The organism is Singulisphaera chitinilytica, from assembly GCF_049331405.1.
GTDB lineage: Bacteria > Planctomycetota > Planctomycetia > Isosphaerales > Isosphaeraceae > PoT.
This window is the reverse complement of sequence record NZ_CP186274.1, coordinates 7,530,042-7,555,048: the sequence shown is the minus strand read 5'-3', so window position 1 is coordinate 7,555,048 and position 25,007 is coordinate 7,530,042. Positions and strand designations below refer to the sequence as shown.

General features: G+C 60.9%; 26 protein-coding genes and 1 pseudogene. 15 read left to right on the top strand and 12 right to left on the bottom strand.

The genetic code is table 11. The annotated features are described in order from the left end of the window. Nucleotides 1–272: 272 nt before the first annotated feature. The 14 genes and pseudogenes from ACOYYX_RS29535 to ACOYYX_RS29470 all read left to right on the top strand — a co-directional run bounded on the left by ACOYYX_RS29535 (nt 273) and on the right by ACOYYX_RS29470 (nt 9,817). Nucleotides 273–632: a BON domain-containing protein gene (locus tag ACOYYX_RS29535; RefSeq protein WP_422926294.1), complete on the top strand. Its 360-nt coding sequence runs from the start codon at nt 273–275 to the stop codon at nt 630–632. Nucleotides 633–671: 39 nt separating this feature from the next. Further along, a complete protein-coding gene (gene csrA, locus ACOYYX_RS29530) occupies nt 672–866 on the top strand; it encodes a carbon storage regulator CsrA (protein WP_422926293.1) in 195 nt (64 codons plus the stop codon). A gap of 33 nt (nt 867–899) precedes the next feature. After that, nucleotides 900–1,505, top strand: coding sequence for a hypothetical protein (locus ACOYYX_RS29525; RefSeq protein ID WP_422926292.1), 606 nt, complete (start codon nt 900–902; stop codon nt 1,503–1,505). 87 nt (nt 1,506–1,592) lie between these two features. Then, nucleotides 1,593–1,838 (top strand): dodecin family protein, encoded by a 246-nt coding sequence (locus ACOYYX_RS29520; protein ID WP_422926291.1) that lies wholly within the window; start codon nt 1,593–1,595, stop codon nt 1,836–1,838. Between the two features lie 99 nt (nt 1,839–1,937). Beyond that, nucleotides 1,938–2,279: a hypothetical protein gene (locus ACOYYX_RS29515; protein ID WP_422926290.1), complete on the top strand. Its 342-nt coding sequence runs from the start codon at nt 1,938–1,940 to the stop codon at nt 2,277–2,279. A 43-nt stretch (nt 2,280–2,322) separates the two neighbouring features. Continuing rightward, the gene (locus tag ACOYYX_RS29510) at nt 2,323–3,162 is read left to right on the top strand and encodes a universal stress protein (protein WP_422926289.1); all 840 of its coding nucleotides are present in this window, start codon (nt 2,323–2,325) and stop codon (nt 3,160–3,162) included. Between the two features lie 143 nt (nt 3,163–3,305). Continuing rightward, nucleotides 3,306–4,259 (top strand): universal stress protein, encoded by a 954-nt coding sequence (locus tag ACOYYX_RS29505; RefSeq protein ID WP_422926288.1) that lies wholly within the window; start codon nt 3,306–3,308, stop codon nt 4,257–4,259. 95 nt (nt 4,260–4,354) lie between these two features. Further along, complete coding sequence (locus tag ACOYYX_RS29500) at nt 4,355–4,750, top strand: DUF2934 domain-containing protein (RefSeq protein WP_422926287.1); 396 nt, start codon at nt 4,355–4,357, stop codon at nt 4,748–4,750. 57 nt (nt 4,751–4,807) lie between these two features. Continuing rightward, complete coding sequence (locus ACOYYX_RS29495) at nt 4,808–5,863, top strand: NAD(P)-dependent alcohol dehydrogenase (protein ID WP_422931674.1); 1,056 nt, start codon at nt 4,808–4,810, stop codon at nt 5,861–5,863. A gap of 22 nt (nt 5,864–5,885) precedes the next feature. Beyond that, the gene (locus ACOYYX_RS29490) at nt 5,886–6,302 is read left to right on the top strand and encodes a hypothetical protein (protein WP_422926286.1); all 417 of its coding nucleotides are present in this window, start codon (nt 5,886–5,888) and stop codon (nt 6,300–6,302) included. Between the two features lie 31 nt (nt 6,303–6,333). Beyond that, nucleotides 6,334–6,684 (top strand): cation transporting ATPase C-terminal domain-containing protein, encoded by a 351-nt coding sequence (locus ACOYYX_RS29485; protein ID WP_422926285.1) that lies wholly within the window; start codon nt 6,334–6,336, stop codon nt 6,682–6,684. Between the two features lie 257 nt (nt 6,685–6,941). Next, a complete protein-coding gene (locus ACOYYX_RS29480) occupies nt 6,942–7,658 on the top strand; it encodes an RNA polymerase sigma factor (protein ID WP_422926284.1) in 717 nt (238 codons plus the stop codon). Between the two features lie 312 nt (nt 7,659–7,970). Then, nucleotides 7,971–8,555, top strand: a complete 585-nt coding sequence (locus tag ACOYYX_RS29475) for an Hsp20/alpha crystallin family protein (protein ID WP_422926283.1) — start codon at nt 7,971–7,973, stop codon at nt 8,553–8,555. A gap of 133 nt (nt 8,556–8,688) precedes the next feature. Beyond that, nucleotides 8,689–9,817 (top strand): annotated as a pseudogene (locus ACOYYX_RS29470) (ISAs1 family transposase). A 235-nt stretch (nt 9,818–10,052) separates the two neighbouring features. On the opposite strand, the gene ACOYYX_RS29465 reads toward ACOYYX_RS29470, so the two are convergent. The 10 genes from ACOYYX_RS29465 to ACOYYX_RS29420 form a co-directional block, all read right to left on the bottom strand. Beyond that, nucleotides 10,053–10,223, bottom strand: coding sequence for a hypothetical protein (locus ACOYYX_RS29465; protein ID WP_422931673.1), 171 nt, complete (start codon nt 10,221–10,223; stop codon nt 10,053–10,055). Between the two features lie 248 nt (nt 10,224–10,471). Beyond that, a complete protein-coding gene (locus tag ACOYYX_RS29460; RefSeq protein WP_422926282.1) occupies nt 10,472–13,141 on the bottom strand; it encodes an AMP-binding protein in 2,670 nt (889 codons plus the stop codon). A gap of 662 nt (nt 13,142–13,803) precedes the next feature. Next, complete coding sequence (locus tag ACOYYX_RS29455) at nt 13,804–14,709, bottom strand: hypothetical protein (RefSeq protein ID WP_422931672.1); 906 nt, start codon at nt 14,707–14,709, stop codon at nt 13,804–13,806. A gap of 627 nt (nt 14,710–15,336) precedes the next feature. Continuing rightward, nucleotides 15,337–16,080 (bottom strand): dienelactone hydrolase family protein, encoded by a 744-nt coding sequence (locus tag ACOYYX_RS29450; protein WP_422926281.1) that lies wholly within the window; start codon nt 16,078–16,080, stop codon nt 15,337–15,339. A gap of 142 nt (nt 16,081–16,222) precedes the next feature. Further along, the gene (locus tag ACOYYX_RS29445) at nt 16,223–16,837 is read right to left on the bottom strand and encodes an erythromycin esterase family protein (RefSeq protein ID WP_422926280.1); all 615 of its coding nucleotides are present in this window, start codon (nt 16,835–16,837) and stop codon (nt 16,223–16,225) included. Next, entirely contained in the window at nt 16,834–17,520 is a 687-nt protein-coding gene (locus ACOYYX_RS29440; RefSeq protein WP_422926279.1) for a phosphoribosyltransferase, read from the bottom strand. The genes ACOYYX_RS29445 and ACOYYX_RS29440 overlap by 4 nt, the downstream gene beginning before the upstream one ends. A gap of 17 nt (nt 17,521–17,537) precedes the next feature. Next, nucleotides 17,538–18,515, bottom strand: a complete 978-nt coding sequence (locus ACOYYX_RS29435; RefSeq protein ID WP_422926278.1) for a ribose-phosphate diphosphokinase — start codon at nt 18,513–18,515, stop codon at nt 17,538–17,540. 123 nt (nt 18,516–18,638) lie between these two features. Then, nucleotides 18,639–19,301, bottom strand: a complete 663-nt coding sequence (locus ACOYYX_RS29430; RefSeq protein WP_422926277.1) for a BON domain-containing protein — start codon at nt 19,299–19,301, stop codon at nt 18,639–18,641. Nucleotides 19,302–19,396: 95 nt separating this feature from the next. Beyond that, nucleotides 19,397–20,011 (bottom strand): Hsp20/alpha crystallin family protein, encoded by a 615-nt coding sequence (locus ACOYYX_RS29425; protein ID WP_422926276.1) that lies wholly within the window; start codon nt 20,009–20,011, stop codon nt 19,397–19,399. A 398-nt stretch (nt 20,012–20,409) separates the two neighbouring features. After that, nucleotides 20,410–20,658 carry a DUF308 domain-containing protein gene (locus ACOYYX_RS29420; protein ID WP_422931671.1) on the bottom strand — a complete coding sequence of 83 codons (249 nt, stop codon included), beginning with the start codon at nt 20,656–20,658 and terminating at the stop codon, nt 20,410–20,412. A gap of 406 nt (nt 20,659–21,064) precedes the next feature. Here ACOYYX_RS29420 and ACOYYX_RS29415 point away from each other — a divergent pair. Continuing rightward, a protein-coding gene (locus tag ACOYYX_RS29415) for an IS3 family transposase (RefSeq protein WP_422923185.1) occupies nt 21,065–22,190 on the top strand; the annotation gives its coding sequence in 2 pieces (ribosomal slippage) (nt 21,065–21,348 and nt 21,347–22,190; 1,128 coding nt in all). Here ACOYYX_RS29415 and ACOYYX_RS29410 read toward each other — a convergent pair. Together ACOYYX_RS29410 and ACOYYX_RS29405 are read right to left on the bottom strand one after the other, a co-directional pair. Then, nucleotides 22,160–22,930, bottom strand: a complete 771-nt coding sequence (locus ACOYYX_RS29410; protein WP_422926275.1) for a hypothetical protein — start codon at nt 22,928–22,930, stop codon at nt 22,160–22,162. The two genes, ACOYYX_RS29415 and ACOYYX_RS29410, sit on opposite strands and share 31 nt — an antisense overlap. Nucleotides 22,931–23,920: 990 nt before the next feature. Beyond that, the gene (locus ACOYYX_RS29405; protein WP_422926274.1) at nt 23,921–24,949 is read right to left on the bottom strand and encodes a zinc-dependent alcohol dehydrogenase family protein; all 1,029 of its coding nucleotides are present in this window, start codon (nt 24,947–24,949) and stop codon (nt 23,921–23,923) included. Between the last annotated feature and the right edge of the window lie 58 nt (nt 24,950–25,007).

Sequence of the window (25,007 nt, the reverse complement as noted above, 5' to 3'; positions counted from 1 at the left end):
CAACAGCAATTATTCCGGGAGAAACCCCTTGATGCCGGAAATTCGCGCGGCTATAGTCGATTCCACCTTGCTCGTGATGGGCAAGTGATCGAGGCTATGGTGGCCCCGCCGTGCAAATCAACGCATGGACGGGGCTTGTTTCTTGCGCCTCGTACCACATCCGATGAACGGAAATCCGGGAAAGCCCCTTCCCGGCACATACCTTTGCGGTAATGGCTGCCGCCTCGGCCCGAAGATGGATCAACCATCCGAGGACGCCAGGAGTCGGCATCATGAACGCATCGGTTTTCAGCCTAGTCCGCGACTGCACAACACAAGCCTTCCCAAGTCCCGATGGGCATCCGGCAGACGTAGGCCTCGAGGCTGAGGCCTGTTTGCGCAGAACCAGTTACCTGGCATTGCGCGACGTCTCATGTCTCGCATGTGATCAGGTCGTGATGATTCGCGGTCGCCTACCCAACCAGTATCTCAAGCAATTGGCTCAGGCGATCGTCTCTGAGATCGCGGGCACCCGGCGGGTTATTAATCACATCCAAGTCGCCGCGGCCGGACACGAACAAAAGAAAACTTCTGACGATTACTCCCCTGCGAGCGAGGCGTCGTGCCTGGATGCGCCTTCCAAGCCTGATTAGGGCATTTTCCTCATTGCACCTTGAATGGAGTCGAAAGCGATGCTGGTACTAAGCCGCAAGTTGAAAGAAGCCATCGTCATCGATGGCAACATCCGCATCAGCGTGGTCAGCATCAAAGGTAATCAGGTCCGATTGGGGATCGAGGCACCGACGAGTATAGGGATCTTTCGCGAGGAACTCTGCATCCCCAGGCAGTCCTGTGCAGACCTGAATGCCGCCCCGGCCAGGGCCTAGGAGTTCGGCCTTCCCCAGCCAAGGAGCGACCCCATGGAAACGTTTCAGAGTGTTGCTGGAACTTCCGACCGATCGACCCCCACGCCGGATGGCTCGCGATTCCACTGTCGCAGGGGTTTCCACGAATTGATCATCGCGCAACGGTGCATCACCGGGCGTCTGGCCTCGACCATCCAGAAAGCGGAGGCCGAGTTCGCATTGATCGTCGAGGGGCCGTGGATCGTCCTCGCTTATCGGTTCGGCGACTCCCCAATTTGGTCCTACGCTGAACCCTTCAACTGGCACCTGATCCCGGAACGCGAACGCTTCGTCCCCGCTGAGGTCAGCCTCACGGCGGAGGCCTATTCCCGCCTGTGGTTGACCCTCTGGATCACGCTGATCGACGCGGATACCGGCGAAGTCCGAGCCCTCCGCTCCGTGGCGCTCCGTCCCTCGTTCCATCAGGCACTCTCCCGGGCCATCCGCGAGCAATCCCGCCGGGAATTCTCAGGGGCCGCTGCCGACCATGCGCTGGCCTGGCTCAATCACGGAGATGATGTTCCCGTCCAGAGGGCCGTAGCGAGGTCCTCCTGCGCAGCCGCAGGCCGGAGCGATGCCGCCGCCTTCACCCCCCTGGCCGCCAAGCCGGTCGAGGGTTAGCGCGCAAGTCCCGAGTGACGGTTAACCACGCTCGTCCCTCGTCCCAGACATTGCTTCAGAAGGCCCCCTATATCAGGAGGATATCACATGCCAGTCGAACACGCTCAATCTCCGGCGGTCGTGAAGGTCGAGGAAATGGTCGGGGTTTCCCGGTTGAGTTGGGAGGACGCCGCCAGGTCGCTCGTGGCAAGGGTCTCGAAGACTGTCCGGCACGTCACCGGACTCGACATCATCCGCAACACGGCCGTCGTCGAGTCGGGTTGCATCTCCGAGTACCACATCACGGCCAAGGTCGCCTTCATCGTGGAACCTGCCGCGATCGATCGGCGTTGAAGGCATGAAGATCGACCCCGTGTTCGACCCTAATGACTCGCCGGCGGTAAGACGCCAGCGAGCACCATAAGGCACTTTCCTCAGTGGGGGACGTCTGCCATGGAGACCGATCTTGAGCGCGTGGTGGTCAAGGACGGAATGTGCTCGCTCTGCGAATTACCCACCAAGCGGGTGCATCACCGACATTTCCCGGAGATCTGGGCCGAGTGCTACTCCGAGGCCGCTGGCATCGCCCAACTTTCGGAGTTGTTGTCCCGCTATCGCGACGGTGCGCAGAGCGATTGGCATCGGGACGCGATCGACCTCGCCATCGCCGACGTCGCCGCATACCGCGAAGCCCTGGATCGAGAGGTCGAGGTCCATGTGAAGGCATGCCGCTGCCATCCTCGCGGCGATATCGCGTCCGATCCCGAGCCGTCGGAATATCAAGGCGTCCGCTGAATTCAAGGGGAGGCGTCCGCTAGCGCCTCGGGGAGAGTGAGTGATGTTGAAGAGCATCCTGCTGGGCCTCGACGGGTCGGAGGTGAGCGACTCTGTTGAGGAACTGGGCCTGCAATTGGCAAGGCGGTTCGACGCCCTGCTCGTCGGCATGGGCGTCGTCGATGAACCGGGACTTCGCCTCTCCGAGATGAGGGTCTTCCAATCCCGTCGCGATTGGCACGGCGTGGATCCCATGCCGCTTTACCTCTCGGGCACGAGTCAGCATGTGAAGGACATACTGGAGCGGTTCGTCCTCCGATGCAAGGAGGTCGGCGTGTCGTGTAAGACGCTCGAGGGAATAGGCACGCCCTTCGTCCAGATCCTCAAGGAGGCGCAGCGCTTTGACCTGATTTTGCTGGGCCAGGAGACCCACTTCGAATATGAACACGAAACTAACCCCGACGTAACGATTGGCAAGGTCCTGCGGGATAGCCCCCGGCCCGTGATGAGTGTGCCGAAGTCACCTCGAGGCGGCGAGGCTATCGTGTTGGCGTATGACGGCAGCCTGCAAGCGTCACGCGCCCTCTACGCATTCGAGGCGTCTGGCCTGGGTCGGTCCCGCAAGGTCCACGTATTGAGCGTGGAAGAAAAGCGACCACTCGCCGAGGCTCATGTCGATCGGGCCATGGAGTTCCTGAAACACCACGAGATCGAGGCCGTACCCCACGCTCTTGAATCCTCGATTCCGCCCGCGGAAGTGATCCTCAACAAGGTCGACCACTACGATGCAGGGCTCATCGTCATGGGGGTCTATGGCCAGCCGATCGTGCGGGAATTCGTCCTCGGTTCGGTTACGGGAACTGTCCTCAAAGGAAGCCCCGTGCCGGTCTTTTGCTATCAGTGATGGTCCAGGCGGGCCCTAGCTATGGAGAGAGACCGTTTCCCGGATAGTACTCGCCTCGATTCTCAGGTTGTTCCGGGTCCCACCTCTCTCCTGCTTGCGCGTGCCGAAATCTCGAAACTTCAAAGGCTTCAAGGGAGACGAAAATGCTACCCTTCCGTCAAATCCTGATTGCCGCCGACTACTCCGAGAATTCACGCGAGGCCTTCCATGTTGCCTGCTCGCTGGCCCGTCCGAACTCGACCCGCATGGTGATCTTGCACGCCCTCGCGCCGAAGTTTAACGCCGAAGATACGGTGTATAGCACCCAACAGACCGTCAGATTCAAACACATCGAGCCCGATATTTGCGACTATGAACATGACCGAGAGAAGCTTCGCATCGGTTATACGCCGGATCGCCCCCTCGAAGTTGCATATCGGACGCGAGAGGGTATGCCGGCGGATGTCATCCTTCAAGAAGCCGCGGAGACGGGCAGCGACTTGATCGTCATGGGCACGCATGGACGGACGGGGTTACAACGGCTCATCACCGGTAGCGTCGCCGAAGAGGTCCTGCGTCGCGCTCAATCTCCAGTCCTGGCGGTCCGACAGGCGATCGAAGTCGGTACAGCCAACTCGGACGAGGTCGTCATCCATCCGACGGACTTTTCGGAGTGTTCGAAGGCCGCCCTTCAGACAGCTCGCGAACTCGCCAGAGATCGCGGGTCGCGCCTCATGTTGGTGCATGTGGTTCCGCCCGAACCCATGGTGTACGAGTCCTTCTACATTCCTTCGGATTTGCAGTCGATCCGCGAATCCCTGATGGCGATGGCGGGCGATCTTGAGGGTACGGATCTCAGACATGCCGTGGCTATCCGACTCCTCCAGGGTTCCGTAGCAGATAAGATTGTTCAGCTCGCGTCCGAGGAACCGGGACGAACCTTCATCGTGCTGGGGACACATGGGAGGAGCGGCCTGAATCGGGCCTTGATGGGGAGCGTCGCGGAGGCCGTGATGAGGATGGCCAAGGGTCCGGTCCTCACCGTGAAGACCCCAATGGCCCAATCGTCTCCTTCGCCGGGCGAGGCCCACAAAGGCGTTGTGACGGGTCGAGCGTGAGCCTGTAGTTCCAATCGGAGATGTCGACAACAACATCCGCTAATCAATAATGGAGGCTGATCATGTCTCGCCTTACTCATCGAGAGGATCAAGACTTGCGAACCGCGGCACTCGCCGAGGCTTCCGCAACCAGTGCCCCCAACAGGCTCGATGTCGCGATCGTGCCAGGCCTCGAAGAGCGGCCGACCTCGCCGCACGAAAAACCGACTGAATCTGGGGACGCCGAGCAGGACGAGATCGCGCTCCTCGCCTTCACGATATGGCATGAGCGCGGGCGACCCGAAGGCTCCGACAAACAGGATTGGACGGAAGCGGAGAGGCGACTGGGCGAACAGCGGAGCGGCAGGCCGACGATATCGCGAGAGATGGCCGCCGAGAAGTCCCGCGAATCCGCCGAGATGCAACATGCCCTGGCCGAGTCGCCGTCGATCCGAGACCGCATGATCAGCATCGGCCGCGGCAACCAGCAAGCCGGTCGCCAGGGCAGTTAAGACCCCTGTTGATCCGAACTCTTCGCATGCGAGTAGGTGAATTCAATGTCGAACACCATGAAAGCCTTCGTGATGAAGGGGATCGGCGAGGTCGGATTCATCGAGAAGCCCATCCCCGACCCCGGCCCCAATGACGCGGTGGTGAGGACGACACGGGCCCTGATCTGCACGTCTGACGTGCATACGCTCCGCGGCGGCGTCGGGGAACGACATAACCTGACGCTCGGCCATGAGGCGGTCGGGATCGTCGCCAAGCTCGGTTCGGAGGTGAAAGGCTTCCGCGAGGGAGACCGGGTCCTGGTCGGTGCCATCACGCCGGATTTCTCCTGCGAAAACTGCCAGAGGGGCTACAGTTCGCAGTGCGGTCATATGCTGGGCGGTTGGAAGTTCGCCAACGTCAAGGATGGCGTCCTCGCCGAGTATTTCCACGTCAACGACGCCAGGGCGAATTTGACGGCGATCCCCGACGCGATCCCCGATTATGCCGCAGTCTACTGCGCCGACATGCTCTCGACCGGCTTCATGGCAGCCGAGCATGCCGCCATTCCCCTGGGTGGGACCGTGGCGATCTTCGCCCAGGGGCCGGTGGGCCTGATGGCGACGGTCGGGGCCCGCCTGCTCGGCGCAGGGTTGGTGATCGCCGTCGAGTCCATTCCCAGGCGTCAGGAGTTGGCGAAGAACTACGGGGCCGATGTCGTGATCGACCCGGCGCAGGGCGACGTCATCGCGGAAATCCAACGCCTAACGGGAAATGCTGGGGTTGATTCATCCATCGAATGCCTCGGCGCGCCCACGACCTTCAGGTCATGCGTCAGGGCGACTCGTCCCGGCGGCACGATCTCTATCGCGGGATACTTCGGGCACGGCGATTCTATCGAGATTCCCAGGTTGGAGTGGGGTGTAGGGATGGGCGACCAGGTGATCCGCACGGGACTGTGCCCCGGTGGCAACGTCCGAATGCAGAGACTCCTGCGGTTGATCGAATCGCATCGCGTCGATCCCACATTCCTGACGACGCATCATTTCCGCTTCGACGAGGTCGGGGTGGCGCTACGGATGATGGAGACCAAGGAGGATGGCATGATCAAGCCCCTCATCACCTTCGACGACTAGCCTCTGTCGATTATGTGGATTTATGAGCCTGGCGCATGCGGCCGCAAATGCCGTCGGCGCCCTACTAGCACACATGCAGATCAAAGCGAGCGTCCTCCGCAACGGGTCTGAGACCGAGGTCCGCGCCGACGAGGTCATGCCGGACGACCTCGTGTTCTTGAATGCCGGGGACATCGCGCCTTCCGATTGCCTGCTACTCAATTCGACAGACCTCGATGTCGACGAATCCGCGTTGACGGGCGAGACCTATCCGGCAGACAAGTCCGCCGGCGCCAGGCCTGCGACGGCCACGCTCTCGCAGAGGACAAATTGCAGCTTCGAGGGAACCAACGTCGTCAGCCGGACCGCCGACGCCCTTGCGGTTCATTACGGCCTCAGTACGGGATATAGCCAAATCTCGGGCCGCATTGCGAGGCAAAGCCAAGTGGGGCTTGCATGACATCTGACGCTTCCTGCTCGTCTTTGGGACCTTGAGTTCTTTATTTGACCTCGCGACTTCCACGACAGTCTTCTTGCTTCATGCGGGGCCAAATCAATTTCGCACGGGATGGTTCGTGGAATCTGTCATCTCGGCCTCGGTCATCGTGATCGTCATCCGGACGCGGAAGCCCTTCTACTCAAGCCGACCGGGCAAGGCCCTGGTGGCGAGCAGGATCATTGCGAGTTGCATGACACTCCTGATTCCATTCAGTCCGGTAGGTCGTGCACTCGGGTTTTCCTCGCTGCCTTCGACTTACTTACTAGCAGCCGGCATCATCATCGCATGCCATGATGGAGCCGCAGAAATGACGAGGCTGATATTGAGTCACGACATCGAATGAAGCGAATCCCAACAGTATCGCATGAACTCTTAATATATTTATTCAATATTCGTAATTATTTTATTCAATCAATTTATGATTTCTAAAATACTATCCATGTCCCTTTGCGTGGCTCAGCAGGATCATAGTTCACAACCGATTGGACTGATGATCGATCACGAGAGCGTCCGGCCAAACAATGGGGAGCGGAGTCGAGGCCGTCAAGCGTCAATCTCGATGCCACACGATTGTACGACTTCAGGAATGAGGACTTTTCTATGCCAGCAACACTTCAAGCTCCGAGCCCGGCTCGGGGAATCGACGCCGGAATAGCGATTCGGAAAAAGAAACGTTCTCTTCATCTGCAAAATAAAATCCCTCTTGAGACTCAGGACCCTTTGCTTGAAGGCCCTACAGGGGTCGAAAAGGTGAGCGACGGCGAACTCATCGGCCGTTATCGCGATCAGCGACTCCCAGACGACTTCGCCGAGATCGTGCGCCGGCATTCCGGGCGACTGCTCGGATATCTGGCGAGATGCGTCGGGGATGTTTCCATGGCCGAGGATGTGCTTCAGGACACGTTCCTCCAGGTCCACGCCAAGTGCGACCTCTACCAGGACGGTTGGTCGGCTCGGCCCTGGCTCTACTCGATTGCCGCTCATCGCGCCGTGGATGCCATGAGACGTTCGCGACGACTCCCGAGTATTCGCCTCGACGCAACAATCACGTCCCGAGAACCCGGGAGCCTGGCAGAAAACCTGGAAGGCGGTGAGGCGGATCCGCACGAGAGACTCGAGCAGAAGGAACGCTTCGAACACCTCGAACAATGCGTGGCCAACCTGCCGGAGTGGTTCAGTCAGGTGGTCAGCTTGGCCTACTACGAAGGTCTACGTTATGACGAGATCGCCGATGTGCTCGATATCCCGCTCGGCACGGTCAAATCGAGGATGCACGGTGCCATTGCAAAGCTACGAGTCATGCTCAATCGTAAATAAGATCCTGCATTTCTCACGGTCGCCGTTGCGTACAGGATGAGAAAATGATCATGGCATCGAGAATGCCGCGAACTTTTCTCCGGTGCGATGCGTTCTAGACTCCAGATGAAGCGCATTGCTCGAGACGGGCGATGGCGAATCGGCTATGAAAGCCCCGCGTACGGATTCCCGTACGACCGGGGCTTTCTTCGGTTGCCGATGGCGGCGTGAATGCTTCGACGGTTTCGAATTTCTATCGCTGCAGTTAGCCAGGTCAGGACGTATCTGCCCTACAACGGGCAAAGTCCTACAGGAACTGTTGAGGAACCAATCATGGCGGAAGTGAAAGAAATGCCTGCTCAGACTACATGCGACATCAAGAGCCCGCTGCCGGAAAAGGCAGACGGACCGCGTCAAGCTGTGTCCACACCATTAACCGATGAGGGCGGCGCTCCCATCTTACTTCGGCAATTCGCCCGGGAAATGGATCGCCTCTTCGAGAATTCTGGGGTTCGGTTGCCGGGCTTCGTGGGTCGAGGCCGAGAACTCTTCCGCCGCGAAGTGGGATTGATCCCGGCCGATTGGTCGCCATGCATCGAAGTCAGCGAAAAGGACGGCCTACTCCTGGTCCGCGCCGACCTCCCTGGGATCGAGAAGGACGATATTCAGGTGCTCCACACGAGCGACAATCTCGTGATTCGCGGCGAGCGTAAGCACGGGGCAAGGGGAGAACAAACGGCGTACACTTACAGCGAATGCGACTACGGCAATTTCTATCGATCTTTACCGTTACCCGAGGGGGCGGACGCCACCAAGTCGACGGCCGAGCTCCAAAATGGGGTACTCACCGTCTCAATACCCGTATCTCGGCCCACGTCACTGGAGACCCGCCGGATCGAGATCCGGGAGAAGAAATAGCTATCGCGAATCCGGGAAGGGTCAGGGCGATTGCGCCACCCTGGGTAATATGTGATAACTGGAGCATGGCGGATCGCGACGGCCCGGGCAAGAGCCCGGGGCGCGAGACGCCCATGCTCGACGGGCATCCATCATGGCTCGGGCCAAGTCCGCTCAGATCCAGCGACACTTCTCCGAGCTCACCGAACCGCGCCGAGGCCGGGTCATCTACCCGCTCGTCAACATCGTCGCCATCGCCGTCTGCGCCGTCATCGCGGGAGCCGACGACTTCGTCTCCATCGCCGCCTGGGCACGGCACAAGCGCGACTGGCTCGCCAGGTTCCTCGACCTCGACAGCGGCATCCCCTCGCACGACCGCTTCAACGCCGTCCTCGCCGCCATCAGGCCCGCCGAGTTCGAGAAGTGCCTGCTGAATTGGATCACGGCCCTCCACGAGATCACCGCCGGCCAGGTCGTCGCCATCGACGGCAAGGCGCGCCGAGCGCAGCTTCGACAAGGGCACGGGCAAGTCGGCCATCCACATGGTCAGCGCCTGGGCCACGGCCAACCACGTCAGCCTGGGCCAGGTGGTCACCGACGCCAAGAGCAACGAGATCACGGCGATCCCCGTCCTCCTGCAGATGCTGGAGATCTCCGGGGCCCTGGTGACGATCGACGCGATGGGCTGCCAGACGGAGATCGCAGGCGCCATCGTGGCCGGCGGGGCCGACTACGTGCTGGCGGTGAAGGGGAACCAGCCGACGCTGCACGCGGCGATCGAGGAGTTCTTCCTGAAGCACGTGGAGGACGGCTTCGCGAAGGTGGCGGCGGGCGAGCACGAGTCGAGCGAGAAGGGTCACGGGCGGAAGGAGACGAGGACGTACCTGATCTGCGACGCCCCGGAGGCCCTGGCCGACCGTGGCCGCTGGCCGGGGCTGAGGCGGATCGGCGTGGCGATCGGCGAGGGGACGCGTGGCGGCAAGCCCAGCGGCGACGTGCGCTATTACATCACGAGCCGCGACCTTGACGCGAAGGGGTTCGCTGCGGCGGTGCGGGGCCATTGGTCGATCGAGAACAGCTGCCATTGGTCGCTGGACGTGACGTTCGGCGAGGACCAGAGCCGTCTGCGGCGAGGCCACGCGGACGCGAACTTCAGCGCGTTGCGTCGGACGGCGTTGAGCCTACTGAAGAACAACAAGTCGGAGAAGATCGGATTGAAGGGCAAGAGATTGATAGCGGCGACGAGCGATGCTTATCTCGAGCAAGTGCTATTCTCGAAGTAACTTATGGTGCAATCGCCCTGCGGGAAGGGTAGGGGGACGGCACATTGCCGTCCCCACGCCGATCTGAAATTTCGGAAACATCAAGGCTGCCGGAAGGCGACATGCTCGCGTTATTACCCACCGGTCTGCCATTATCCAAAGCGTTCTTCTACTAGGGCCTGGGACGCAACGGCCTTGAGCGAGCTCAACTTCCTCCCGGACTGGTGGTCGGAGATTTCCATTTCCCGTAGCTCGATCAGATCCAGAAAACCCGTGGGCTTCTGTCCGCGGATCTTGCTTCCTCGTCGACGGCCAGGTCGGCAATCCGCCCCGGAGCGTTTTTGATCTTCAACGCGACGACCACGATCCTCAAGTCGCCTACAACTGGTGTCGAGAATTTGAGGAGCCGGATGCACCCCTGCTCGATCCGGTCTTCCTCGCGTGCGATCGACGATTCAACATCGATAACCTGACGTCCCAGTCCGGGCTGCCGTTACTCCGACGCACGGCGCGCGACTTGGATCAAGCCCTCCAGCACTCCTGCGAACTCGATAATCTCATAGGCAAATATTTAATATGTTTAACTATAAATGTATTCAATCCTCAACTCGACTGCATCATACAGACCTGTGAGCGGCAGCGTCATCGAGGAACGGTTCTATCCCGGCGTCTTCGCTAACCACTTTTATTCGCCTCACCAGGATTATCACCAACGCATACGTCGACTTCTGTTTCCTTGATGCAATCCTCGTGATCCGGTTTTATATCCGCGACAGGCTGGCACGCCCCGTGCATGGCGACTCGAACGGACGGCATCCTGGCATGCGTCGGGTCTTCGATCATGTCACGCAGTCGGTGGTAGTCGATCTTGCCCGAACCGAGCACGGGAATTCCCTCAACCCGACGCACCTCGTCTAGCCGCATCACTCCGCGAAGTCCAGCGTCCATCAGTCGGGCGTTGGCCTCTTTGAGGGTTATGGACTCGGTGGTGAACAGGACGATCTTCCGGCCGTCCTCAGTCTCAATCCCTTCGACCGCGACTCGATGGCCGTTCTCGTCCGGCGGATATTGGAGGGCGAAAGGCTCTTCCAAGGCGGGGAGCGAGATCATCTCTCCGCCGGATTTCAGGAAACGCTTCAGCCTGCCGCGGAAGCGGATGAAACCGTCCGGGTCGATGCTTGCAAGGTCGCCGGTGACATACCAACGCTTCCCTTGGCGCTCCACGAACGGCGACGACTCGTCCCCGAGATAGCCTGGGAATACGGTCGGGCCGCTGACCAGGAGCATTCCCATCGCCCCCGCCGACAGTGGATCGCCGGTATCGAGGGCAACCACGCACACCTCAACGCCCGGCATTGGCTGGCCAACGGTACCGGGCCGGTTGGCCCCAGGCCGGCTCACGGCGACTACTGGTGAGCACTCCGTGACACCATACCCTTCCAGTAGATGGGCCTTCGGGACGACACGCCGGGCCTTCTCGAACAGAGCTGGAGGGCACTTTTCCGCGCCTACGAGGACGACCCTCAAGGAGTCCAGTTCGCCAGGCCGGGCGCGGTCGAATAGGTGTTCGATAAATGTGGACGTCCCGATGACGAAGCTGGGCCGGTAGGTGCCGACCTTGCGGGCCAGGGCAGCGGAAGCCGTCGGGTCGGGGCGGTGCACAACCCGAATACCCCCGAGCAAGGGGAGTAGCCCCGTCACCGTGAATCCGAAGCTGTGGAACATCGGCAGGAAGCCGAGCAGTGAGTCACTGCGCGTCGGCTGGAGCTGCGCAAGGGCCCCCCGATGATCGGCTATGATATTTCGGTGTGTCAATGGAACGGCCTTCGGCGCCTTTTCCGAACCCGATGTGAAGAGGATCGCCGCCGGGGCGTCAGGCTGAGGCCGCGGAACTCGTCCGCGAATTCGGCTGGGCAGCAACCGCACTTCCATGAGCGTACGTATCCGTTCCAGCCATCCGACCTGGCCACTCAAATCCTCCACGTCGAGGAGCCGGACACCGTCGATGGCGAGTCCAATTCGGTCACGTAGCCGGCGCGACGTGATCACATCCGTAATCCCGGTCAGCCGGACGGCATGGTTGAGGTTCGCAGGCCCCGTCGTCCAGTTGAGTAGGACCGGGAGCTTTCCGGCTAGATACAACCCGATCAGCATCGTGTCGCAAGCAACCGAGGCGGGGAAGAGGATCCCGACGTTCTGCGTCGGCAAGCGCTCGAAGCGGCGAGCCATCACGATTGCGCCAACGAGCAGTCGTTCGTAGGAGACGACCCCGGAGAGATCGTCGGCGGCTGCCACGTCATGCCGGTCGGCCAGGGCACGAGCGAGAAAGGCCTCGGCGATCGTTTCTCCCAGAATCCTGGGTGGACGCTCGTCGGATGGTACCCGGAACCATTCCAACGGCGCCGGATTCGACGGCAATGGCTCGATGAGGCCTTGGGCCAGCTGCAGAACTTCCCCGATCGTAGAGGGCATCGGGTCGGCGGAAAACCCGAAGCGCTGCTCAACCGCTAGAGCCAATTCCATACGCTGCACGCTATCGAGTCCGAGGTCGTCGAGGGATGTCGCAGGGCGACGTTCGTCTCCCGTCAGCGGTCGGCCCAACAAATCGGCCAGCATCTCCTCAACGGCCTCTCGAGTTTCCGATTTGACCTGATCGGAATTGATTTCACGCGCGGCCGTCGACGGCGAGGGCGGGAACGCATAGCTTCGCGGGCCGAAGAGGAAGTGGTATGGGGCGTAAGACGGCAGCTCAGGGCCTTCGACGTTATACCGAGCCTCGAACCATCGATTGACGGAACCGCGCTCTAGCTCCGGCAAATCACCTCGATCGATGGGCTCGACGATGATGTCGACCCGCCGACGCGGCATCAGGATGAATAGGTTCGCCACCAGCCATAGGAATCCGTTCCGGAAATTCCGGCCTAGCCCTGGCGAGCGTCCTGTCTTCGCGTACGAGAACGAACTGCCCCAAACGCCTCGGGTCCGCACGAGGACCAAATTCGCCTCCGGTACGGACTTCAGGATGTCGGTCAGTGCACGAGCGGCACCCAATCGTTCCACGCCGTCACGCTGCACGCGACCAGACGGCCAGAGTACGAAGTTCTCGCCACGACGGAGCCCCTCGATCACCTCATTGACGGCGCATTCGGTTCGACGAAGTGCCTCCTGGCTGGGACGCTCAAGCTCAGGAATGGGCAAGCCGCGGACCAGGCCCACCAGTGGGCGAAGTAGAGGATTGCGGAAGTTCTCCTCATAGAGCAATGGCCTCGGCCGGAACTTTTCGTAAAAATATGCAAGAATTAGAATTGGATCAATGTATCCCGAGTGATTCGGTAGGATCAGCACGGGGCCCTTCAGATTCTCGATTCGCTCCCATCCGTGGACCCGGACCCGATATCGGAGTGGGATGGTCGCGCGGGCGAATAGCCAAAGGGCCCAGCGTAAGGCACTGCGCATGGGATACATCCTTAAAGAATCCGTGATCGGCCGGGCAAGCCGACCTTTCGGGACGATACCGCTCTGCAGGAAAGGAGCCGTCGGCAACGGATTGCCCGACAAGACGGCTTGGGCATCTCCCGTCGCCGAATCGGTTCTCGATATCGTCGGCCGCAAAGCCGTCGAGTCATCCGCGAACGTTGAACCGCCTGAGACTGATGACAGCGCGGCAACCCCATCGCGGGCAGACCATGAACGACCGCCGAGACTGAGCGGAGGATTCGGTGGCGACGGTGCCGTCACGCACGGGATGCCCGATTCAAAGGGCCATTGAAGAGCTTTGCCCGATAAACCCTCGAAACCCAGGATCAAGTTACGGACTCCATAGGCGAGCGAGGCCTCTCAACGTACTGGTGTAATAAATCGAGGCGTACATAAGCCTGGCGGAATGCTAACCGAGATGGAACTGGGGAGTCCTCTTCGATCAGGACATCCTCAGCATCTAGAACCGGTAGTCCTTATTCTTTGACGTACTCCTGGCCATGCGGATGTGACTCGAAGCCGGCCCGCCCTCAGGCCTCAGTCACCTCGGACGGAACGGACGAAGCCGGCGCCCACTGAGGATCGTCGCGTGCAAGTAGCGCCGCCGCCCCGCCGGGGACGACAAGCCCTGTCGCCTCTGCCGGCGCGAAGTGGACTGCGACCCCATGCCGCATTGCCCTCGAAAGTATCTCCTGCCAGAGGCTCGTTCTGGCACATGGGGACTTGCAATAGGGACAATTCGTCTCGTGAGTGACGAAGAGGGATCGACATCCAGAACAACGAGATGCGACGTCCCCCGGATCGGGCCCAAGGACCAGTTCGAGGACCAGTCCGTTGGCCATGGCCACGACCACCTCCTGGGGCCCGATTGCCACCGCGAAGCCCTCTTCAAGGCGTCGGCCGATCTCCGCCAGGATCTGCTCCAGACGTCGCGAGATCGCGGCGTCGACCACCTCTCGAACATGGTCGCATATCTCGGGCTGATTTCCCGCCCAGGAATGAGGCGCCTCTTCGACCACACGTCCTGCAAGTCGCTTCGGGATGGTCTTGCGGAACTTCTCCAGGACCTCGTGCGGCCCAAGGAGGATAATCCCCTGATAAGGGTGGTTACCCCAGGCCTTATCCACGAGGCGCTCGAGTTCCTTCAAGTAGTGGAGGATCCGGTCCTCGCGATGTCGAGCGATGTTGACCAAGCGCTTCACCCGAGGAATTTCCTCGTCGAGTTCCTCAAGGATACGGGCTTCACCCGGCGTCGCCGCATAGAGTCGACCACGGTGGATATCGGTCAGCACAACGAGGTATTCGCGGCGACGGTAGTCGGCCGCGAGCAAAGGCACAAGGTAGGGTTCCTCATCGACGACGAGATGAGCTTGGTACGGTTCTTCGGACCCCAAAGCCAGGGCCTCATCCCAACCCTCGCCGCCGAAGAGGGCCATTCCGCGATTGCTTCGGGCCATGGGGGATTCGAGAGCGCGTCGGATGGTGTCCAACTGACGATCGAACTCCTCCAACACCGCTGGCTCGCCGTGCAGCAGGCCACGGATCCGGGTCGCCTCGGCATTGAGTCGCTGGCGCCAGTGGTGCTCGAAGCCGTGGGCGACCGATGTATCGGCGTAGCAACTCACCACCATCCCGGCACCTCGGGGGCGATCCAACAACTCCTGATAATCCTTGGGTATCGACGCAATCATGGCTTTACCTCGGTCCGGAATATACACGATTAGGGGCCTGGTTCAGGAGAAATTCGCCTGTCGGTTGCGGGCCCGCTCGGAGAGAGTCACCATTTGATGAGTTCGCTCAGGGGCCGACTTGGACATGGGTCAGTCGGTTTGTGGCCGACCCCCACGCGGGCGATCCGGCGCCACACCACATGCACGAAGGAGGTCCGAATACCCGAGGTCGCATCGAACCGGGGGACTCTCGCCCGTGTCCCGAGATGCTCGAGGGGATCGCTCGACTTAAATCTCGATATGCCGTCATACGATTGACAAACATCGACCATCGCGAGCCCAACTCACGAGTATCCCCATCGTAGGCGAGCCTTCAGACGCATCTTCGTCTCGTCATATTATTTCGTATGGCTCATCATGACTTGACCGAGGAATTCGCTCGCCGATTCGCCCTGCTTGATCGCAGGGAAGGTGAGAAGCGGAGCCGAGGTTCCGCAGGAACCATTGTCCCGCTAGGCGGGCGACCTCCTCCAGTGCACCGAGTTCGGCGAACAGATGGGTTGCTCCTGGGATCACGACGAGCTTGCTTGGACAGCCGAGTAGAACCAGGGCCCGGCGATTCAATTCGAGGACGTCCTGGTCGCGGCCACCGACGATCAAGAGAGTAGGAGCCTTTACGTCCCGCAGGTGTCCACCCGCCAGATCGGGACGGCCACCGCGGCAGACGACGGCACCCACTAGGTCCGGGCGGATTGCCGCCGCGACCAGGGCCGCCGCGGCGCCGGTGCTGGCACCGAAGTAAACCAGGGGGAGTCTTCGCGTCGCGGGCTGTTGGCTCAGCCAGTTGGCTGCGGCCAAAAGCCGCCCGGCCAAACGTTCGATATCGAAGACGTTGCGGTGATCCTCGGCCTCGTCATCGCCCAGAAGGTCGAAGAGCAGGGTTCCCAGCCCCACACGTTGGAGCGAATCCGCGACGAATCGATTGCGAGGGCTATATCGGCTGCTCCCGTTCCCGTGGGCAAAGAGGACGATACCTGGCGCATCCGGCGTAAAATCCAGCGTCCCACTTAAAGTCCTCTCGGGGGCCGGAATCATCACCTCCCGGGAGGTACACACGACTTTCATACCCGATGACATGGCGTGGATTTCCTTTCATTCAAAGGCACTTGGCGTCGACGCCCCTCGTCGCATCGGCATGACGAATCGTCAGATGTCCGTCGGAAATGCCTCGCCCACCTCCCATTCCGACGAGCGAAGGTCGATGAGTTGTGTGATGACCTCAGCTCGCAGGATGACCCAAGCCCCAGGCTGGAGGCGAAACATTAGGCCTGTGTATCCTCACCATAGATGTCGAAGCAGGCGTAGCGGGCCCGGGCCCTCTCGGCTGCACCGGGGTCGACCCTGTCCAGGTAGAGGAGCACTGCCTCGATCGAGGCGTGTAAGCTGTAGAGATCCAGACCGTAGAAGCCCACCTTGCTTGCCCGTTGGCGTACTCGTCGTTGTAGGTGCGGAGCCAACCCACGAAGACCAGGACGTCGGCGTTGCGCCACATCCAGTTCGGGAACCGTCGAAAGCCCGCCAGTGCGTCGACGGCCTCGTCGTCGCCTCGGCCCCGCACGTAGCGATTGACGCGATAGGCGTCCGGCAAGTCGGCCTCGATGGCCACGACACGGAAGCTCTTCTCGCGAATCAGACGCTTTGTGATCTGGGCGCGTTCGCCATGGAACTCATGCGTCCCATGCGACTCCTCGTCCAGGAGCACGAACCGCTCATTACCGATGAAGCACAGCGGCGGATCGTAATCATCGGCTAAGCCGACGAGGGGATGGGCGGCCCCACGGAGGGCCCGAAGCGACAGTTCATCGGTCAGATCGTTTCGCTCCAGGATCGTCATCGCATCGGTTCCTTAACAGGCCCCGTAGCGGTCTGGAGCGATCCTGCGGACCGTTGGAGGAGGTCTCGAACCTCTTCGTCGCTCGTCTGGGAGAAGTCCTCGTAGCACAGGCCGACGGCGTAGAAGGGGTCGGGTGAGATGTAACAGATGCAGTCGTCCACCTCGGTGCGGATTTCCTTGAGGCTTAAGGGCGCAGCGGTCGGCACTGCCACAACGATGTGGGCCGGCCTAAGCCGGCGGATCGCCGCGATGGCGGCTCGCATCGTCGATCCGGTGGCGAGCCCGTCGTCCACAAGGATCACCGTGCGATCGGATACCACGAGTGCCCGACGGCCATTGCGATAGGCATGCTCGCGGCGCTCGAGTTCTCGGAACTCCCGAACGGCGATTGCCTCGATGACCCGGTAAGGGATGTGCAGCGATCGCATCACATCGTCATTGAAAACCCAGGCGCCTCCCGAGGCGACGGCGCCCATGGCCAGTTCCTCGTGACCGGGCGCGCCGAGCTTGCGGACGACGAAGACATCGAGCGGCGCCCCCAGCGTCTGCGCCACCTCATATGCGACCGGAACTCCGCCGCGCGGCAGTGCCAGGACAAGCACGTCGGATCGACCGGCATAGGCGGTGAGCTTCTCGGCCAAAAGGCGGCCGGCCTCGGCCCGATCTCGGAATGCGGTCGACATGATCTCCCCTCGCGAATTCAAGGGTTCTCGCGTGCGTCACGGACAGAGCAAGGAGCGGCCTGGTATAGGTCTCCGAGCGTTCCATGGGTCTGGTTCATGCGGATCGCCGCCGCAAGTAGCGGGGCGATCGTTACGATCTGGAGGGATGGTCGGGACCAATTGTCGGACACCACCGTGTCGGTGACGAACATCCGGCGAACGACCTCGTGACCCAACCTCGTCCAGGCATCGTCCACGAAGAGCCCATGAGTCGCGGCGACGGTAATGTCGGGGCAGGCGCCGGCAGCGAGCAAAGCTTCGACAGCTTGCGCTATCGTGCCCCCGGTCGAGATCATGTCGTCGATGATCAGGCAGGGTCGCCCGCGCACGTCTCCGACGACGTGCGTTACCACGGTCTCTGTGCCGCTCGATCGGCACTTGTGCAGGACGACGATCGAGGCTCCGAGCCGGTGTGCATAGTCCGTGGCCATTTTAACCCGGCCCGCGTCCGGCGAGACGACGACAGCCCCGGCCGGCAGGTGATGACGGATTGCCTGACAGAGCGACGGCACAGCTGTCAGGTTATCGACGGGATTGTGGAAGAAGCCTTCGATCTGGGCCGCATGCAGGTCGATGGTGACGACATGATCGATGCCGGCAGCCGATAACAACCTCGCCACGAGGCTCGCGGCGATAGGCTCACGCTTCCCGTGCCGCTTGTCGGAGCGGGAGTAGCCGAAGTAGGGGATCAGAGCTGTGATCCTCGATGCCGCGGCGCGTCGACAGGCGTCGGCAAAAGCCAGTAGCTCGAACATGTGGTCGTTGACCGGCGGAGCCGTCGATTGGACGACGAAGACCTCGCGGCGGCGTACGGGCTCATCCAGTCGCACCGAGATCTCGCCGTCCGGGAAGCGTTCGACAGTACAGGAAGCCGTCCGAATGCCCAGTTCGGCGGCGATGGCCGCGGACAGGGCGGGATTGGCTGTGCCGGAGAAGAGTAAATAATCTTCGATCATCGGTAGGCGACCCATCATTCACGACTTGAGGAGCATGCATCCGGGCAGATTACGCTCCGACAGCCCGGAATATCTCCGCGACGGGCCCGCGTGTGGCGCAGGCCCGCCCTCCTGGTGCGTGATTCAAGGTGCGTACGGTGAGATCGTGATCAAGTTCTCGACCCGCTTGACCCCGGACGCCGACCAGGCCGTCTGTTCCGCCTGTTGTCGCTCCGACCAGGAATGCACGTCGCCCTTCAGGGTCACCTCGCCATCGTGCGCCTCCACTCGGACCTTATTCGCGTCCAACTCGGCGCTACGCTTGAAGGCGGCTTCGATCCGGGTCTTGACGTCGGTCGCCGACACCCTCGGCTTGACCGTGATATGGTTAATCACGCCTCTCACGCCGAGGAGTGGACGAACGGCCTCTTCGGCCGATTCGCTCTGGAAAAACCAGTCGACCTCGCCTTCAAGGATCACCCAACCGTTCCTCACCGTGAGCTTGATCCGGTCGTCCGGCACGGATGTCCTCCACATGAGGGCGTTGATCCCAGCCTGGGCGATATCCGTATCGGTGTGCTCAGCATGGCCGCTGATTCGGACTTCGAGGTCGTTGGCGACCGCTCTGACGCCCAGAACCCGCTTGACCACTCGTTCGGCCGTCAGCTTCTCGATGTACGTGGCCACGCTGCCCTTGAGGGTTACGACGCCGTCTCGGGCGGTGACACCGATCTCCTCCGCGTCCAGGCTCGGCTCCCACTGGAGCTCGTCTAGGACATCATGCTGCAAATCCTTACTGTCTCTCATATGCCTTGACCTCTATAAATTCGTGTGTCGGAACGTCTGGATGAGGGCTTGGCCCGGTCCCCGAAGCTGGCCGACCGACTGACGCCGTGATCGGCCTACTTCCTCTCCCGCACTTCAACGTGGCGTGCCTGTGGTTCGGCGCGCTGCGGAGTCGGGATGCCAATCTCGAGCACGCCGTTGTGGAATTCGGCGGTAACCTTCGTCGTATCGGCCCCATCGGGCAGAGGGATGGTTCGCAAGAATCGGCCGTAAGAGCACTCGCTGTAGGAATAGCCCTCGCGCTCCTCCTTCTTCTTCTCCTGCTTCCTCTCTCCCCGAATCGTGATCGTTTCGTCGGTGAGCTCGACCTTGATGTCGTCCTTGCTCAGCCCAGGCAGGTCGGCGCGGACGAGTAGCCGGCCGTCCTGCTCTTTGACGTCCACCTTGGGCGACCACTCGGCCTCGACGATTCCGGCCTCGCGTCGCAGCAACTCGTGCCCACGGGTAAGAAATGGGGGCACGTGCAAGCCATGCCCGATGCCGAACTCTTCGAACATACGGTCCATCTCCGCCGCGTACCTGCGGAGGAAGGACATGGGACTGATGGGTCGCAATGCTGGCGACGGGGAGCGGTGGGTGGGGTGCTCGGCACGCTCCGCTAGAGCTGCCGTTTCCTTCATTGCCTGGTTTCCATCGGATTTCGCCCTGGAGGCCTCTTTCAGTTCTGCCATGATTCTCTCCTCATCGATTGAGCTCGAGGTGTCTCGCGGTGCTGAGGTCGATGTCGACCGCAGCACTAACACGTGCCGAAGTGATTCCGGCGGCCCGATCCCACGGGGTTTCAAGGCCATCCTGGATACAAACTGCCGCCTCGCCGAGCGAGGCGTTTTGATCGGTTGGAAGTCCGACGTACCCGTCGTGAATCGGAGGCCAAATAAAAAGGCCCCGCCCATGCATTGTTATGCATGGCGGGGCCACCTTAGCCTGATCCTGACCGCCCTTCGCGAGCGGTCATCCTCTTGACTCCAGAACGCAACAGAGAAGAGGAAAGTTCACGCGATTTCTATCGGGCCAGCGATTTTTCTGCAATCGTTGACCCGAGCCAATCCAGGTAGATCTGTACCACAGTTCAGGGCTCAAGGGCCGAAAATCGCCGTGCCCAACTGCGAAGCCATATCGCGAGCATTAGTAGGTGAAGACCGAAGCTTATCGAATAGGCACCGATGAACCAGACCAGGGCCAATGCTCCGGCACCAGGCCTGAGCGCCAGCGTCAGGCCAAGTCCGACCGATAAGACGCGGCATGACTCGCCTTCCGGCCGTTCGCTCCGCACGTCCGGGAAAAGAACACATGCCCGCTTCAATGCGATTCGATGCATCGATTCCGCAGATAAAACCTTCCAGGAACCCAATAGCCTCTTCCGATACCAGCATCTCCCCATCCGAGCGTAGAGAAGAATCTGGTCTATTGAGACTCGGCCTTGGTCGGATACAGTCGCTGGCGATGCTCACTCAACTTCTCGGGTTTGGAGCAATCGCTCAATCCGTCGCACCTGTGACCGGACAAGCAAGACGTTCGGCCAGTGGAATACCTCCGGGTGAGGACCACCGGTCCGGACGATAAGGTCGCCTGCGTCGTAGAAGCCGAGTATCCGGTGTCGAAAGAAGACGTTTGGCTGCAGTTCCAGGCTCATATTTGTCACGTCGTAAGTCTTCTCTCTATGGTGGACCCCGAAAACTGGACCATCTGTTAAGCTACTCAGACGGGTCTGAGGAGGAGGACGGATGGCGAGGAAGCGGCAAGTCCACACGGCGGCGTTCAAGGCTCAAGTCGCCCTGGCGGCCCTCAAGGGAGACCGCACGATCAACGAGTTGGCCGGCCACTATGGCGTCCATCCCACATCGATCCATGGCTGGAAGAAGCAGCTCATCAGCAGTGCCGAGGAGGTCTTCGGGAGTCCGGCCAAGGCGGCCTCGGCTGACGCCGAGGCACGCCAGGCCGAACTCTTCGAACAGATCGGGCGCCTCAAGATGGAACTCGAGTGGCTGAAAAAAAAAGTCGCCCCATTCAGTTGAGGACCGAAGGCCCTTGATCGAGCCGGATCATCCCCGGTTGAGCGTGCGCCGCCAGTGCGAGTTGCTGGGGCTGAGCCGATCGAGCCTCTACTACCGACCTGCGGGTGAGTCGCCCGAGGACCTGCGCCTGATGCGGTTGATCGACGAGCAATATACGGCATGCCCGTTCTACGGCAGCCGCAAGATGACCGCCTGGCTGGAACAACGAGGTGAGGAGGTCAATCGGAAGCGAGTACAGCGCCTGATGCGGAAGATGGGCCTGGAAGCGATCTATGCCAAGCCCAGGCTGAGTCAGGCCGGGAGAGGCCATAAGATCTACCCTTATCTCTTGCGAGGTGTCAAAGCCCGGCGAGCGGACCACGTGTGGAGCACGGACATCACTTATGTGCCGATGAGTGGAGGGTTCATGTACCTGGCGGCGGTGATCGACTGGTACAGCCGGTACGTGATCGGCTGGCGGCTGTCGAACACGCTGGACGGCTCCTTCTGCCTGGAGATGTTGGAAGATGCCTTGAGGTCGGGGAAGCCCGAGGTGTTCAACACGGACCAAGGGGTCCAGTTCACGGCCGAGGCGTTCACCGGGAGGCTTGAGGCGGCCGGGATAGCCGTGAGCATGGATGGACGCGGCAGGGCATTGGATAACGTGTTCGTCGAACGGCTCTGGAGGACCGTGAAATACGAAGATATTTACATCCAAGGCTACGAGACGGTGCCGGAGCTGCAGCGAGGGTTGAGGCGATACTTCGGCTTCTATAACGAGGATCGGCTCCACGAATCCCTGGGGTACCGGACTCCAGGGACGGTCTACCGAGCGGACAGAGCCACGACGGCCTGATTGGACAGTAGCGAAGGATCGCCGTTTTTTGGTCTAGACAATGGGGTCCACCTCACTCCCTCGCCGATCGCCTGTCGAACCCGAACCTGGCCCGTCGAGAAGATGATGTAAGTCAGCCGATCGAAGTAGAGGAACGTCACCAGCCAGATCGAGAACAACCAGGTCGAGAGGAAGATGTAGCCTGCCATGCTGATTTGGACGTGGAGTAGCAGGAACCAGCCGCGAATCGTCCCCCACAGACCATAGAGTGCGATCACGGTCACGATTAACGCGATAAAGAGGACAGAAACCCACTCCCATAAGCCGCGTAGCGGCGCGTGGGTGCTCACGAATACCGCGAGAATTGTCACGAGGAGCCAGGTCCCCAGGTATGGGCTGCTCGCGATATGGGTATGGGGCTGTTCGGGCGCCGACCACGCCTGTTTGGACTGCACCGGCCCGCCATGTATGGGATGCTCCGGGAGGAGCGAGGCACCGTGGGGCAGGATCAGGCCCTCGCGAACCTCCGACTTCCCCGGGGCAACCTCCACGTGCCAGTCGCGTCGTGCAATTGTCCCATTGGGAACGACGGCCAGGCGTCCTCCGTCGATGTAGGTGATCAGCGCGAGGATATAGCCCAGGGCCCAGAGAGGCCACCAGTAGAAAATGTCGGAGCGGCTGTAGAGCCGGATTTCCTGGACGGGGTGATTTTGGCCCGTCGATTGGGGCGTGTCTGCCCCCTTCTGCTCAGAAGTTGCCATCGTCTCACCTCGCTCGTTTAAGCATCCCTCACTGAGCCATTTCTCTGCAGGGCCAAAGCAGGATGTTTCAACGAAGGACGCAGCGGATCGTGCTCACCCTCTCACGAACTTACCGTTCCTCCGAAGGATGCATCCCAGTCGGTTACGACATTTCTCCAGGCGGGATTTGCCTTCGAGGGCTACCACGAAGTCAATGCCCCCGCACATCATCAAGATCGATAATCCATCATATGATCTCTAACGAACAGTGAAAGCGCGACCGCGGACGCTCATGCTCCCCGCAGGCGTACCCGACATGACGTCGAGCGAGGTGACAAATTCTTTGGTCCGCAACAGTTCACAGCCGTCGCGGCGGTGGCCGGCTGCGTCAATGACGGATGGAAGGATTTGTGGCGAGACTAGAGTGTAAACGCCCCGAACATGGCATCGCCTCCTGACAACATCGAGATGCAAAGCCATCGTCGATAATGGGGGCGGCAGCCGTCACCGCTGTGCAGTGGGCCGGGACGCGGTCGGTCCCGATCCTCCGTGTCATCGGAGGGATGGGCGAGGCGCAAGCTAATGGCCCCGACCTCGCGATAATTCGCGCGAAGGGGCCGCCTTAGCCTCGACGTCGCCTCTCGCGAGCGACGATAATGTCAACGTAACGAGCATCCCCGTCACGCATCAATATCGCAGTTCGAATGAGCGGCGCTCAACGTGCCAACTCAAGGCCACCTGGGATGTACAGGCCGGGTGGACTCGCGCAACGCAATCCGCCTTGGTCCGGCTGCATCGAGCCCTTCAAGGCATGCCAATGGGAAATTCGGGCTGGGCATAAGTTGGATTGAAGCGCATACGGGCGTTGTCGCGTTCTCAATCATACCGTCAGAGGCATGCCCTCTCGCATCCAGAGCATCGGCATGCCACGGCTGGTGCGCGGGCTTTGGCCCAAGACGAGCCGCCCATGTCATCAGATCGACATTCGTGAGAGAGAGACGTTGGCGGATCTCATTTCATCACAAGGACCTTCGCCCCGCGATTTACTTTCTGCTCCAGGTCCAGAAGGGCTTGCGTTGCGTCTTCCATCGCATATTCCTGAACCACCGGCCTGATGGGCACCTCAGCCGCCAGGCGGAGAAATTCCGCCACATCTCGACGCGTGACGTTGGCCACGCTCTTGATCTCCTTCTCTCGCCATAGATGGGTCGGATAGTCTAGCTGGAGCAGTACGTCCTTGTCCTGATCCTCCTTGCGGATTGCATTGATGACCAGGCGTCCTCCCGGTGCGAGATGCTTTAGCGCCTCGAGCACTGGCGTCCAAGCCGGGGTCGTATCGATGATCGCATCCATGGCTGCGGGAGGCGCCTCGGAGGTGTCGCCGGCCCATGTCGCACCCATCTCTCGGGCGAATGCTCGCTCGACCTCGCTTCGCGCGAAGACGAAAATGCGTGTGCTTGGATATAGGTGGTGGGCCAGTTTGAGGACGAGGTGCGCCGAAGCGCCAAAACCGGTCAAGCCGAGAACCTGGCCATGCATGATGCCGGTCAACCGCAACGACCTGTAGCCGATCGCCCCGGCGCAAAGCAACGGCGCGGCCTCTGCATCTGTGAATATCTCGGGGATTGCATATGCAAACGTCTCGGGCACGGTCGTGAGTTCGGCATATCCGCCGTCCGCGTCACGGCCGGTTGCACGGAACTCGGGGCACAGGTTCTCTCGCCCGCTCGTGCAATACGAGCAATCCCCGCACGATGAGTGGATCCAGGCGATCCCGACGCGGTCGCCGACTCGGAATGCATGAGCATCCTCGCCGCTCTCCACAACCCGACCGACGATCTGATGACCCAAGACGATCGGCAGACGGGGGGGCGGCATCCGACCCTCGATCTCGTCCAGTTCGGTATGGCAAACGCCGCAGGCCTTGATTCGTACGAGAATCTGACCTCGGCCAGGGATCGGGTCGGCGAGTTCGGCCAGGCGAAGCGGCCTCGGGTTGTCACGCAGGAGCCCGACGGCATCCAGGACCATGGCACGCATTTCCTCGGCCTCCGCTCTGGGTCGTACCTGGAAAGTATCGGCTACAGCACTTGCCCCG